Source organism: Halorientalis salina (assembly GCF_005049285.1).
GTDB classification, from domain to species: Archaea; Halobacteriota; Halobacteria; order Halobacteriales; family Haloarculaceae; genus Halorientalis; species Halorientalis salina.
The window spans coordinates 23,956-37,349 of record NZ_SOSC01000014.1 but is presented as its reverse complement, the minus strand read 5'-3'; the positions used below and the strand labels follow the sequence as shown (position 1 = coordinate 37,349).

At 60.0% G+C, this 13,394-nt stretch carries 10 protein-coding genes; 1 reads left to right on the top strand and 9 read right to left on the bottom strand.

What is annotated here, in order from left to right:
• Positions 1–37: 37 nt before the first annotated feature.
• From E2481_RS17150 to E2481_RS17120, 7 genes are all read right to left on the bottom strand, one after another.
• A complete protein-coding gene (locus tag E2481_RS17150) occupies positions 38–574 on the bottom strand; it encodes an alpha/beta hydrolase family protein (RefSeq protein WP_136718390.1) in 537 nt (178 codons plus the stop codon).
• A 385-nt stretch (positions 575–959) separates the two neighbouring features.
• Entirely contained in the window at positions 960–1,532 is a 573-nt protein-coding gene (locus E2481_RS17145; RefSeq protein WP_136718389.1) for a metal-dependent hydrolase, read from the bottom strand.
• Between the two features lie 6 nt (positions 1,533–1,538).
• Positions 1,539–2,549: a DUF1616 domain-containing protein gene (locus E2481_RS17140; RefSeq protein ID WP_136718388.1), complete on the bottom strand. Its 1,011-nt coding sequence runs from the start codon at positions 2,547–2,549 to the stop codon at positions 1,539–1,541.
• Positions 2,550–2,651: 102 nt separating this feature from the next.
• Positions 2,652–3,575, bottom strand: coding sequence for a glycosyltransferase family 2 protein (locus tag E2481_RS17135; RefSeq protein ID WP_169302479.1), 924 nt, complete (start codon positions 3,573–3,575; stop codon positions 2,652–2,654).
• Between the two features lie 70 nt (positions 3,576–3,645).
• A complete protein-coding gene (locus tag E2481_RS17130; RefSeq protein ID WP_136718386.1) occupies positions 3,646–5,160 on the bottom strand; it encodes a hypothetical protein in 1,515 nt (504 codons plus the stop codon).
• 194 nt (positions 5,161–5,354) lie between these two features.
• Positions 5,355–6,980, bottom strand: a complete 1,626-nt coding sequence (locus tag E2481_RS17125) for an oligosaccharide flippase family protein (RefSeq protein WP_136718385.1) — start codon at positions 6,978–6,980, stop codon at positions 5,355–5,357.
• Positions 6,981–7,204: 224 nt separating this feature from the next.
• A complete protein-coding gene (locus E2481_RS17120) occupies positions 7,205–8,140 on the bottom strand; it encodes a hypothetical protein (protein ID WP_136718384.1) in 936 nt (311 codons plus the stop codon).
• Positions 8,141–8,352: 212 nt separating this feature from the next.
• Here E2481_RS17120 and E2481_RS17115 point away from each other — a divergent pair, with 212 nt between their 5' ends.
• Positions 8,353–9,699 carry a polysaccharide deacetylase family protein gene (locus tag E2481_RS17115; protein WP_136718383.1) on the top strand — a complete coding sequence of 449 codons (1,347 nt, stop codon included), beginning with the start codon at positions 8,353–8,355 and terminating at the stop codon, positions 9,697–9,699.
• A gap of 78 nt (positions 9,700–9,777) precedes the next feature.
• Here E2481_RS17115 and E2481_RS17110 read toward each other — a convergent pair whose 3' ends face one another.
• Both E2481_RS17110 and E2481_RS17100 read right to left on the bottom strand, forming a co-directional pair.
• Positions 9,778–11,358: a right-handed parallel beta-helix repeat-containing protein gene (locus tag E2481_RS17110; protein ID WP_136718382.1), complete on the bottom strand. Its 1,581-nt coding sequence runs from the start codon at positions 11,356–11,358 to the stop codon at positions 9,778–9,780.
• 750 nt (positions 11,359–12,108) lie between these two features.
• Positions 12,109–12,948, bottom strand: coding sequence for a helix-turn-helix domain-containing protein (locus E2481_RS17100; RefSeq protein ID WP_136718381.1), 840 nt, complete (start codon positions 12,946–12,948; stop codon positions 12,109–12,111).
• Positions 12,949–13,394 lie beyond the last annotated feature (446 nt).

The window sequence follows — 13,394 nt, the reverse complement described above, 5'->3', positions numbered from 1 at the left end:
TCGGCTCCGGTCGGTGTGTGGCTGTTCGAGCCCGCACTCAGTTCTGACAAACATTTGTAATAGTTGTGAGTACATTCGTCCAAAGGTCCTGGCGGTGTGGGCTCTCGAAGAGTCGTTGCCCATGTGCCCCACCGTCGTATATTTCGAGGTGCTTCGGTTCCGGTGCTCTGTCGTTGAGTTCGCAAGCCATATCGACGAACTCCTGTTCGTCTCCCCTGCTGACGACGAACAGTTGCGCTCCGGTGAGCCGATTCGCTCGCACGACACCACCGGCAGCCGAGAGTGTAATTACTCCATCGACACGATCCGGTTTCGTTGCCGCAGCGACGACGGCGGCCTCCCCACCGGTACTGGCACCCATCAGTACCACGTGGGAGATGCTGTGTTCGGTTCGCAGGTACTCGACCGCAGCGAGAACGGCTGGCACCCGGTCGCTGCCCTCGTCGATTGGCAGTGCGACCAGGCCCTCTGAAGCGAGGCGCTCCGCCTGCGGATGCCAGCTCTCACGGTCGAGGTTGATCTGGGGGACGAGGACAACGCCACAGGAGCCACGCCCGTACAGTGTTGCCTCCACAGTTGCGCCTGTCGAGGAATCGAAGGACACATCGCTCGGTTCCGGAAGTGGCTCATCGACAGTTTCACGGGATGCAGAGCGTGTCGTGGACGATTCCGTTCCAGCCACGTCCCCTGTCGAGAGACATCCCGACGCCCCGCCAGCGAGGACGGTTCCGCCGATGCCCAGCACGCGACGACGAGTGAACGGTACCTGCATACACTCCTCTATTCGAGACCACCCTTTGCCTATTGAGCCAGTAAATTCCGGGACGGCTTTCGGACGTACAGGATGAACAGGTAGTCTCTCTCGCAGACCGTTGTCGATATGCAGTCGCAGAAACCGACGGCTCGAACCTTCACGGGCCGATACGCTGGCTATATGCCTGCCCTTCGTCATCGTCCAGTTACGTTATTTCGGAATTAAAACGCGACGGAACATCGAATCCAGGGTGGCCGTCGAGAATCCAGACCACCGCCGTCGTCCCGAGCAACGCGATCTCCAACACCAGAAAGAGAATGCCGCGTGGCGTGCCGAGGAACGCGAGAAAGCGGACGGCATAGTAGGCGAAGTTCGCAAGGAAGCCACCGCGGGCCGGCCCTGCAGCCGTGACGAGCGGCCAGAAGAACGCTCCGAGGTTGAGTCGACCCCCCAGGAAGACTGGATACACCATATCGGCCGGAATATGTGAAAGGTAGCCAATGGCGAACGCGATGCCGAGTTGTCGGTGCTCGAGTCGCCGCGCGAGGAGCACGACACACGCCGACAGCCCAGCGGCGGTAAACACCGAATGGGCCACCGAGACGCCACTCGGGAAAATCGTGAACGTCCAGGCAAGCGTCTTGTCGACGAGGTCCGGAAACTGAGTCCCCAGGACCACGAGTAGCGCTGGCCCTGTGGTCGGCGACTCACTGTTGGTGAAATGGACGTATCCCGAGTAGAGCAGGTACCCGATCGCCAGGTGTTCCCATGGCCACACGACCGATCAACTCCCGCCTCCGCCATCGACGTCTATGGGCAGGCGCAGGACGCGATAGGCGGTGTCGATCGACGGATCGGTGGGTATGTCGCCGCGATACAGCAAGAGTACGAGGCGGAGGTCGGAACCACTCATCGACGGGGACACGCTCATCGGCTGTGACCAGTTCTCGCCCTGATCGAGTGTAAAGCGCTGTTGTGTGATGCGGTCCGTTTCGACCACACGTTCGTCGGTATCCGTCCGGTTGACGCGCTGCTGGAGCACGACAAGCCCGTAGGCCGTCTCCTCGTTCTCTCGGTTAGCCACCGTGACGGGGAGCGCGCGTGTCTCGCCGGCGGCGAACTGAGAGGGATACATCGATTCCGTCTCGCCGGTCACGTCCCCCGTCTCGATATACAGCTCGGTGAATCCGTCGCCAGTCGGTGGGTTGACTGCTGCATACCCCAGACTGGAGGCAAACAGCACGATGGCAATCACGAGTGCGATATTGAACGGATACGGGCTAGACCCAGTCGAGCCGAACGTGGGGGTGCTTCGGGTGTACAGGAGCGTCGACAGAAACGAGAAACTGGGGGCATACCGCTGGGACGACGGGACTCGGAGCCGCCGGACTGCTGTGCCGAGAACGAGCACTCCGGTAAGCCCGGCGAGTCCAGCGAGAATCGGCTCGACGGTGATTCCCCAGGGCGTGAAGTTCGTCCCGAGGACGACAGCAGGCACGAGTATGAGGCTAGAGAGGACAGCGAGCACGATTCGCTCGACGGTGTCGATGCCCTCTTTCGTGGGGATCGACTCGGATAGCCCGCCCTCGGTCTCGTCGAACACTCGGGGGGACGCCCGCTCTGTTCTCGGGTAGAGAAGCCCGATGAACGCGTAGCCCGGCAACACTGTCACCAACGGGACGACGAACCCTATTCGGAGCCACCCTGGGACGTCGCTTATCACCATCACCACTGCCACCGCTGTAAGACAAACAACGACCGTCAAATCAGAATACCAACGACCGAACGGAAACATTACTGGTCACTCCACACCAGCCGGCCATTATTATTGAGCGGGTAAGCCGCTGTCTGGGCTGGACAGACCACGCTGGGAGTGGTTTGCCCCGTATCTCGGCGCTCAGTCCGGGCGTGCGGATACGGCACTGTTCCGGATGCCGGTGGCCCCGCTCCAGAGAACACCCGGGACGTGCCGGGGTGGGACGTGAGCCGCGGCCAGATGGTCCGCTGCCGTCTCGAACTTCCCCTCCGCGAGATAGAGTTTCGCCATGAGCAGTGCGTGTGCTGCCCGAACTCGGTATCCGTTTTCTTCGGCAGCCTCGACGAGGGACGCGTGCTTGGCGAGGAACTGTTCGTCGGCGCGTGCAGCGACTGCCGCTGGCGGTGACCCGGTCTCGTGTCGTGACACGAGTGGCTCGTCGACGTACCCGACGAACCCTTCCTGGACGACACGCAAGAGGAAATCGGGGTCCTGAAACCAGTCGAGTTCTTCGTCGAAACCGCCGATTTCGCGCGCAACGGCCGTTTCCACGAGGAGTGTCGACCCGGCCCCCGAGTGGAGATGGTCGGCCAGTATTTCACCCACGAGCATGTCACGCCCCGCTTTCGGCCGGTCCCCGTCGGCCATGGCCAACACCCCGGCGACGGCTGAGAGGACGCGGCCGCTGAGACCGCCGACTTCCATCTCGAAATCACAGTACACCGCAACACAGTCCTCGGGTCCACTGTCGTATCGCGTCAGTTGGCGGTCGAGTTTCGTTCGCTCCCACTCGTCGTCGGAGTCGAGGAAGGCGAGACACTCGCCCTCAGCGTGGTCGATCCCGGTGTTTCGTGCGACGTTCGCTCCTCGATTTGTCTCATGGGTAATCACACGCAGCCGCGAATCCGAAATCGAGTCGAGTAGCGACTGGGTTCCGTCCGTCGACCCGTCGTCGACGACGAGGAGTTCGAGCTCCTGGTGCGTCTGGTTCAGGACGCTCTCGATTGCACGGGGGAGTTCCGCTGCGCGATCGTACGTCGGAATGACGACGCTGACCCTGGTCATGTCGCCACAGTGCCGGTGCTGTCGGATTATTATCCGCTCGATAAGCGACCGGTTGGAACGTTCGGCAGTATCAGTAGGACGTTCCGGTCGCGAGGACCTCGCTGGCCCCGTTATCCTCGATTCCGTCGGGGAAGCCATTGTTCTTGAGGCGGATCGAGTTCGCAGTGCTTCCGAGAAGCACGGACTCCTGGGCGCTGTAGGAGTTGCAGTAACAGTCCTCGACCCAGACGTCGTCACCGGCGATGGTCAGCGGACGGTCCGTGGTCCGGAACTCACACTGGTAGACCATGTAATCACGACCGGTGAGCGCCAGTCCGGACCGTTCGGAGCCGCCCCACTGGTCCATGGTTATCCCACGGAACTCACAGTGATCGCGTTCACAGCGGATGGCGTGGCGGAGTACCTGACCGGATGCACCGCCGGAGATGCGCCCGTCCTGAACGATCACCTCGCCGTCGTCGTCACCCTCGATCCGGATCGCGTTCGCACTGGCGTCGATGTCGATGTCGACCCCATCGAGATATGTTGGACCGGCACTGGGGTCGACGAGCACACCGGTTGCGGGTTCGTTGCGGATTTCGATGGTGGAGTCACTGATAGCCCCACCGCCAGCCCCCGATTTGAACTGGATCGCGTCCCCGTTTGGCTGTGTCAGTTCGATACTGACGTTCTGCACGTCGAACCAGCTCCCGTCCTGGAACCGAATCGGAACCTGTGCCCTGTGATACCACGACGGATCGTCGACGACGAACTCGCTTCCGGTGATGTGTCCGCTGTCGGTGTCCATGCGAACGTTCACGGTCCCGCTGTTGTGAAACGCTCCACCCGTCACCTCGACAGTGCCCGACCCGGTGGCATAGAGGCCGTTGTCCGGGAAGTCGTCGATGACACAGTCGTTGAATCGAAGCGTTCCCTCGATCTGGGCGGCGAGAATGCCAGTCGGACCACGCCAGAGACTGCCGGGTGTCTCGGTTTCCCAGGCACCGCCGTCGGCCGCTCGGAACCGCTCGACACGACCACTCCCACCGGAGTCGGTGATCCTGAACAACGCCGGACCCCAGGTACCGCTGTCGTGGCGGCCGACGATAGTGACGTCCCTGACGAGGAGGCCATCGCTCGCAGTTATCTCGAACGCGCGGATGCCAGTGTTCGCCCCTCGCTGGTCGACGGTGAAATTCTCCACCCGGATGTCCTTGCCGGGACTGTACGAAACGCCCAGTCGAAACAGGCGGTACTGGGGACCGTCGAACTCGTCGTAATCCGCAGGAACCAGCGTCGCGTCAGCTCCCACGAGGCCGACGTTCTCGAATCCCGTGAGTCGAACCTGCTCGTCCATGACGTATCGACCCGAGGGAAATTTCAGCAACGTATCGTCACCGATCAGGCTCTGGACATCCGAACTCACTGATTGCGTGCCCGTGTTGTCGGCACCGGCGTCAGTTACGTCGACGACGGTTCGATACTGGTCTTCGATACCTGTCGCCGCGGCCGAGCCGAGAAGACTCGACCCGAAGATGCCTGTTGCTGCTGTTTGCAGGAACGAACGCCGACTCCCTCCCAGTGGGCCGGATTCATCTATCGTCACTGATCGATCGGAGTGACCACTTGTGCTTACTTATTGCACAGATAAGGTCGGTATACCGATATCTGTAGACCAGTGATAGTCCGGCGAAAACGTCTCCTGTCCCTCTGTGGGAAATGAGGGTATTGTCGTGTCAGGACATGGCTCGGATCTGCCACTCGTGGTGTTTTCGACCGGCCCATGGGGTCGTCGAGACCCTATAGCATAGTATCGAAGGCGGCGACAGCGGTCCCTGCCGCAAATAGCAACAGGCCGATCACCAGCAGCCAGAGCTGGTTCCGTTCGGGCAACAGTGTCGCCATGCTTCGTGTCCGACGGCGAGTATCGAATCGATCGACGAAACTCCCGATTGGGTCCGGGAATGCGGCGAGCAGGTCCAGACATTCCTGAACGGTGAGCGCCCCGGTCAGGAACGCAGCGGTGAGGTAGACGACCAGTCCGACCGGGGGGACGATGAGGAGCGGTGCGATCGATCCTGGCAGGAGGCGTGAGAGCAGGACGATCGGGACTGCAGCGATTGCGACCGTGGCACCGATGCGAAGGAGTCGTGCGTCGCCGATCGGGTCGAATCCGAGTTTCCGGGCGCTCCAGACGTGAAAGAACAACATCGACCCGTATCCGATGCTGGTTGCGACGGCTGCGCCGCTCATTCCGTATCGTGGTATCAAGAGGAAATTACAGCCGAGATTGAGTAGTGCTGCGGCCGCGGTGGCGAGGACCGGATATCGAAGCTGGCCGTGCCCCTGCTGGATGGCGAGCGTCGGTCGAACCGTTGCAAAGCCTATCGCCCCCGGTAGGAGTAACAACAGCGGCGAGATCGCTGGGAGCGCCGCGTCCCCCCAGTAGATCGGGACGACAATGTTTGCCAACGACCCGAGGCCAAGTGCCATCAGGGCCGTCAGGAGGAGTGTATAGCGTGTCGTCCGTGCGGCGAGGTCAGCGATGCGGTCGAAGCGGCCCTGCGACCACAGCTCCGAGGTCGAGTGAACGTAGACCGTCTGGAGTGTGATCGGCACGAACCAGAGGAACTCCGCCAGCACGAGGGCTGCCTTGTAGTTCCCGACCTGCGTGCTCCCGGCCAGCGTCTGGAGCATGATGATGTCGACGTGATACAGCGACAGCAGGAACAGTGAGAGGGCCACTGCCATGACGTTGTACGTGACCATCTGCTTCCGGGGGAACGCCGCCGGTGCTGATTGGAAGAGTGCTCGGACTGGTATCTGTCGAGTAACCAGGACGAGCCCAATGATGCCGACCAGCAGCGTCCCGAGTACCTGGCCGGCGAGGGCACCGATCACGCCGTACCCGACGTACACGAGTGCGAGCGCGCTGGTGGCGAAGACCAGCCGATAGAGTACCTTCAGGGGTTCCGAATACCGCTCCAGGCCGAATCCCATGAGCGTCTTGCGCGCGTACGCCCACACCTGTGCGGCGACGACCATGACGATCATGAGACTGAAATACGTCTCGAATTTTGGGCCGAACAGCCAGTCGACGAGACCCAGTTGGATGGCTGCAATGTAGCCTACTACCCCCAGTAGCGCCAGCGCTACCGCAATCCGAAAATAAAACCCCACGACGTTGGGCTTCCAGCCTGGTGTCCCGGCGCGGTCCTCGGCGACGAACTTTCGGACGCCGTCGGTGATGCCGGAACTCACGAAGATCATCAAAATCGCGTGGACAGACAGCACTGTCGTGTACTCCCCGAACTGTCCGGGCCCCAGCAACCGATACAGGATCGGCGTGGTCATGATCCCGATAACCATGGTCACCACTTTGCCGGAGACGACCGACAGGACGCCGCTGACTATGTTTCGTTGCATGTTCTCCGGGGGTTCACGGTACTGTCCTGCCAACTCGTCCCGGTCGACAGACTCCCGGTCTAATTCGGTCCCGCTCGCTTTCGGCCAGTCGGTTGCCAACCGTGCCGCTGGAGATGTCTGACTGAACAACGAGGAGTGACCCGTGGATGGGGCTTTTCGTGTGACTCGGTGGTCCGGAGCGACCAGCACCAGATACTCGATGGACGAAGGGACTCCGCACGGGCTTAGGCATACCCCAGGTCTCTGAGGCGTTCCTCGACGACCTCCGATGCGACATCGTCGCGGTCGTCCGCATCGCTCTCGGAATCGCCCGCGGTGATCGACCGCCGGGGACCGTTGTCGGAGACGAGCCACGGGACTTCAGTCAGTTCTGGCGTGTGGATTCCTGTCGGGTGCCCGTACTCCCGTACCGGTATCGGAAAGGCTCGTTCGCCGAACATCTCGCCGTGATCGGCACTGACCACAGTCCGACCGGAGAGTGACCCCAGTAACCGGCTGATGCTCGGTAGTGCTGCCTCAAGGTTCTCCTGATACGCCTTTCGGAGGGTTCTATCCTCGACCTCGATTTCGCCGTTCAGAACCTTGTTGAAGAAGTCGAGCGAGTCGTTGTCGAACGCGTCCTGTCCGGTCGGTCCGATGTAGGGGTAGTGCGGTTGCAGAAAGTGGACGAGGAGTCGCTTGTCCGGGTAGCGGTCCGCGGCCCGTTCGGCGGCATCGGCGACTGTTTCCGGCCGGACCGTCCTGAACGCATCGTCCCACCCGTCTTCCTGCCAGACTTCGATTACGTCGTGGAAATCGGCCGAGATGTAGTCGCGCTCCTGTTTGCGGTAGTGTTGTGGATTAGCAGTGACGTACACGGTGTCGGTCAGGTCCTGCTCATCGACGTACCGCTTCAAGAACTCGATCGTCGAGCTCGAATCGGTATGTCTGGCGTCCAGTTGCCCCGGCAGGTCGTGGACGGACGCGAACGTATCGTACCGACAGGCATCGAGCAACAGGAGGTTGTCCCAGTCCTCCTCGAAGAACTCGAGTCGATCACGGTCGTCGGCGTACTCCGAATGGAGGTCGTAGAACCACTCGTTGACCTGGCGCAGTACGAGGTGAGGCTCCCGGAGTCCGCGGCGAATCTGCTCGGTTAGTGGGGATCGGGGTCGGTCCATATACGAACGACGTCGCCCTGGATCGTCCTTATTATAGACCTGATAGGGACACCTGCAGGTGGTTCCGCTCGTTTGTACCAGACCACAGTCAAACAGGTGTTCGGAACTCGGACAGCCAACGTTCCCCCGACCGACACGATTGGTTGGGAGTCCCTCTATGAATCACATAAACAAAATCGTCACTGATATTCAAATATCTTAGCGTCTCTATAGTGATAGCCATCGGGTATGATGGCATAGGTATGAGACAAACTGCATCGAACCGACGCCAATTCCTCGCGGGAACGGCCGCAGCGGCAGCACTCGGCCTTGCGGGCTGTTCCATGGGGTCCAGCGATACAACGACCAACTCGACATCGCCGGGGGATGGACAGACACCGGACGTAAATGAGGACACACTCGAAACCACTTACAAAAGTCGCGAGCGGTATGCCCACCCGGGAACGTCGTTTGACGACTTCGAGGACCTCTCGAAGTGGACGGCACTTACTGGGGACGTGGAATCGAACGACACATCGTTTGCCGGGTCCCAGAGTGCGAAACTTCTCGGCGAGAATGGGAGTAACACCCTCATCGAACGGGCAGCCGATAGCAGGGATTTCTCGGACACCGAGCTATCGATGGCGGTTCGGACGACGACCCCGTCCAAAATCGCCGTCAACGTCCGACTCGTCGACCCGTTCGGTAATCAAATGGTCCGGTCGCTGCGAAGGATCTCGCAGGATGGCGACGACGTGGCGTGGTTCCGCACCGCACCTGGGACGTTCTCGACCAGCGGTGACGCGTTCGATATCACCCAGATCGAGCGGGTCCAGGTGCACATGCTCAACGCGACCACCACTGATGCAACAATCAGCCTCGACGACATGCGTACCCATCCGAAGCCTGATAAAGGGTACATCGTTCTGAGCTGGGACGACAGTCGCCGGAGCTACTACGAAGACGGTGCGCCGATCAACGACGAGTTCGGTTTCAACGTGACGATGGCGACAGCACCACGGCTCGTGGGCGGTGGGAATTTCATGTCGGTTGGACAGCTCAAGGAGCGCGAGGAAGCTGGCGACGACATCTGCACTCACGGGAGTCTAGCGACCAACTACACCGAAGAGTCCGGCGAAGAGATCAGAGAGACGATGGCACAGAACAAGCAATGGCTCCGCAATCAAGGGTTCGATGGAGCCAATGCGATCGTGTATCCCGGCAATAACTACAACGCGACTGTGCTCTCGGAAGCCTCGAAATATCACTACATCGGGGGCATGAACGCGTCGGGGAGCGTAAACACAACCGGCCTATACAGTTTTGATCCGCTAGTGTTGCCCCGAACAATCGGGAACGACCTCTCGACTGCGAAGGAAGTCGTCGACAATGTGGCGGAGTTCAAGGAATGCGGCATCCTCAACTTCCATGACTTCAGCCTGAATAATACGATGACGGCTGGAGAGTACGAACAGCTCCTCCAACATATCGACGAGACGGGTGACGCTATCGAAGTCATCACGCTCGATGAACTCTGGGAGCTACGCAAACAGGGCGAAAACGGTTCTTCACCGGCTTGAGGTCGCTGATGCCGGACCGTTGTTCGCGGATGCGACCGCCAGTAGTCACGGGCGGTGCCGGTGCCGTGGACTACTGCGTCAGTACTCGTTGCCGACGGTTTTGAGGCCCTCAGAGCCGTAATCCTCGATGCCGCCGCGGAGTTTGTTGTTCTTGAGGTACACGTCTGCGCTCTCGTCGTAGAGACAGATCGCCTCGGCGTCGCCGTGGGACTTCGCGTATACCTCCTCGACCCAGGTTCCGGTTCCGAGGTCGATGATCGGATGCTCGGTGGCTCTGTAGAAGCCATCGTAGATCTTGAGGTTATCGCCGGTGTTGACGACCGCCCGGCGGTTGGTTCCACCTGGTTGGTCGACGGCGACTTTGCCGAACCGGACGTTGTCTCGGTCACATCTGATTCCGGCGGCCCCACTCTCGTCACCCGCTTCACCGACGACGTTGACGTGCTCCAGGATGACGTCGCCGGCACCCTCCTCGCCGTGAATGCGAACCCCGAACCCGCCGGGTGTATCGAGTTCGATACCGGAATCGAGGAGGACGACGTCTCCACATTCCGGCGAGATGACGACTCCGTGATCGACCTCGTCGCCGGAAATTTTCACGTTCACGTCCTCCATCCACACCGATTCACAGGAGTTCATCACGGAGACGCCGTGACTGTTCGGGAGGGGTTCGTAGTTCCGAATCGTGACGTTCTCGGCCCGGAGGTCGTTCCCGTTCTCCAGTCTGAGTCCGCGGTGACTGCTGTCCTGTGGTCGATTCTGGTCCACTTCGATCGTCGCGTTCCGCACGACGCTTCCCTGGCCACCAACCCTGACGCAGGCGGCATTGCTGTTTTTGAACACGCCGCCGTCGACGACGATCTTCCCAGATCCGCCGGACGCGTACAGTCCATTGTCGGGGAACCCTCCGAGGACGCAGTCCACGAACCGGAGCGTTCCGTTGTTGCTGTTTGCGAGCAAGCCTGTCGGCCCCCGCCAGAGGTTCCCGTCGTTGGGCGTCTCGTCGACCCAGGCACCGCCGTCGGGTGCCTCGAAGTTCTCGACCAGGCCCGTGCCGCTTGCGTCCGTGATCGTGAATCGGCCGGGGCCCCACGTGCCGCTGTCGTGTTGGCCTCGGACCGAGATGTCCCGGACTTCGAGGCCGTCAGTGACGACCGCATCGATAACGCGAATGCCGGTGTCAGGTGCGGTCTGGTCGATGTCGAACCCATCGAAGACGAGCCGAGTCCCCGGGCTGTACTCGACGCCCAGACGGAACAGGCGATACTGTGGGCCGTCGAAGGTCTGGTAATCAGCGGGTACCAGCGTGGCGTCGTTGCCGGCCAACCCGAACTTCTCGAAGCCAGTGAACCGGACCTGTTCGTCCATGTAGTACTCCCCCGGTGGGAACACGAGCAACGTATCGTCACCGCGATGCTCCCGGATGACGTCGACAACTGATTCCGTCCCAGTGTTGTCCGCACCCGCTTCGACAATGTCGATAACCGTGCCGAACTCCTCGAAATACCGGTCGAGTCGGTCGGCTGTCGAACCGGCTGCTGTGGTCGAGCCGAACCCGAATAGTGCACCCGCAGATGCAGTCGTTGCGAGCCCACGGAGCCAACTGCGCCGATTTGTCGTCTTACCGCTGTCGATTAGTGCTCCGATAGCGCCCTCCATCTCGTCTCCATCTCGGTTCTGGTCATTCACAATGAATCTAGGTAGAGAGAGCGTTTCTGTGGGGAATAATACTATCCTGGCCGATTGCAGAGTTTAAGAGGTAATTATCAGTATATTAAATTGCAACCGATTTCGATCCCGTTCTATCCCAGCCAATCCCAGTTCGCAAACAACTGGTTAAGACACTGTTATCCTGCCCAGTAGCCGATCTCTTGGTGGTCTGGAGTTTTGTGACGTGCTGCCGGGATCGTCCACTACCTGGGTCGGAATTCGGTATTTTCACGCTGTAACTGGTGGGGCACCGCGTGAAAACGCTACAACTGTACCGTTCACGGTCACCTTCTCCGCCCTGAAGGGCAGAGCTTGTCGGTGGACTCCCGTTCTAACCACTAGCGGTGGTAGGCGTGAAGATGCCGTTCACATTCAACGTCCCCGACTTGAGGGCAAGGTGACTGGTTGCCCCTCCAGCACCAGACTTGTGCCAGTTCTGGAGTGGTTTCCGAGTGATGTTCTTCGCGGTCGCCAGACTACGTCTGGCGGGCAGCCAGAAATCTTCGATTTCTGGTGTACGAACGAGAGCTTCGCTCTCGTCAACGCCCTGTTCGCTCCTCGGTTCCGACTGGTGTCGGAACACTAGTCACTCACGGGAAGGGCGGGATTCCCTCGCTGTATCAAGATGGAATCCTGCCCAGCCACAGAGTGAGGACTGTTGATGTGGTCTATCGCTGCATGAACGCCGATGTCGAGCGGCTACTGGTTCGAGCCAGCAGTGTCGTCGGGCAACACCGTTTCTTCGAGGATCTGGGCCGTGGCCCGCCGCAGTCGCTGGGAGACGGCTGACGAGGAGATTCCGAAGTGGTCGGCGAGTTCCTGCTGTGACACCTGTCGTGGGACGTCGAAATAGCCACTCCGGTGGGCTTCTCGAACTGTCTCCAGTTGGTTCGGACTCAACCCGAAATCAGTTCGGTGGTCCGCACGACTTGTCCAGTACAACTGCTTTAATGTGAACGAGATATCGTTGTTCTCACAGTACTCTCTGAACGCGCCGAGCGCAGCCCGGGACCGGAACTGTCCGCGAACTTCCCATTTCCCATGACAACTCTCCACATTCAGTGGACGGGCGCCGGCCTGGACCAAGTCGGGCGTGATCCAGCGCGTGTCATCCGTGAGTTCGACCCTGAAGACACGACCGTTGGTCGTGCGCTCGATCACCAGTGGGTCCGATACCGTCGTACTGTCGTCCAGGGCCGTCTCGAACGGCTCCAGTCTTTCGCCGCGTGCTGTAAACACCATCAACCGGGAACCCGTAGACGCAGTCACCCGTGTCGGTCGAACAGTGACACCTGGCACACGACGTATAACGCCCGACAGCGCAAGGTCGGGATGAGACAGGGCCAGTTCACCGATGAGTGATCCATCTCTGGCCTCCGTCTGGTCAGCTCCATTCTGGCTGTCTTCGCCGGGCGGGTATCCCGGTGTGTCTCTCGAAGGGGTGGTTTCTCCGTTCGCCGATACGTCTCTCGCCAGATCTCGCATGGGCGTAACTAGGATAATTCCGCATATGGGGGTTCTCGCTACGATGGTAGTCATCCGAGTTGGAACACGACATCGGCAGACAGACGAATGACTATCGAGAATACACACCGCGTCTCTGTGGAGGGGATTCCAGCTGGGTCAGTGCGTGTACAATGTACAGTGACAGTACGCTTTCTTTCGTCCCTTTTTTTTGTCGTAGTCTCCACGCCTTTGAAACCCTTTCTTAGAGTCTCTTCGGGTGAAAGCGGATGAAACGGTTGCGCATTGCTATCTTGACTGGTGTGTTACTCATATAATAACAAACTCGATTTCCGTGAAAATGTCAGCCCTTGATGGGGGTGCCGCGTCTACTGTATATCATGTCTAATCAGTGGTCGAATCCGTTCTTCATCGGAATTTGTGAGTGGCTTGAACTGAACCTCGTCTCGCTAGAACAGGACGAGTGCAGGAATCCGCTGGGCTGGTCGCAGGGGTCCTCGAATCGAGCAGCGATGCCGGTA

Bases quoted from the DNA above. Each gene is read 5' to 3' on its own strand.
- E2481_RS17140 (WP_136718388.1), bottom strand. From the start codon at position 2,549: ATGTTTCCGTTCGGTCGTTGGTATTCTGATTTGACGGTCGTTGTTTGT.
- E2481_RS17135 (WP_169302479.1), bottom strand. From the start codon at position 3,575: ATGACCAGGGTCAGCGTCGTCATTCCGACGTACGATCGCGCAGCGGAA.
- E2481_RS17125 (WP_136718385.1), bottom strand. From the start codon at position 6,980: ATGCAACGAAACATAGTCAGCGGCGTCCTGTCGGTCGTCTCCGGCAAA.
- E2481_RS17120 (WP_136718384.1), bottom strand. From the start codon at position 8,140: ATGGACCGACCCCGATCCCCACTAACCGAGCAGATTCGCCGCGGACTC.
- E2481_RS17110 (WP_136718382.1), bottom strand. From the start codon at position 11,358: ATGGAGGGCGCTATCGGAGCACTAATCGACAGCGGTAAGACGACAAAT.
- E2481_RS17100 (WP_136718381.1), bottom strand. From the start codon at position 12,948: ATGACTACCATCGTAGCGAGAACCCCCATATGCGGAATTATCCTAGTT.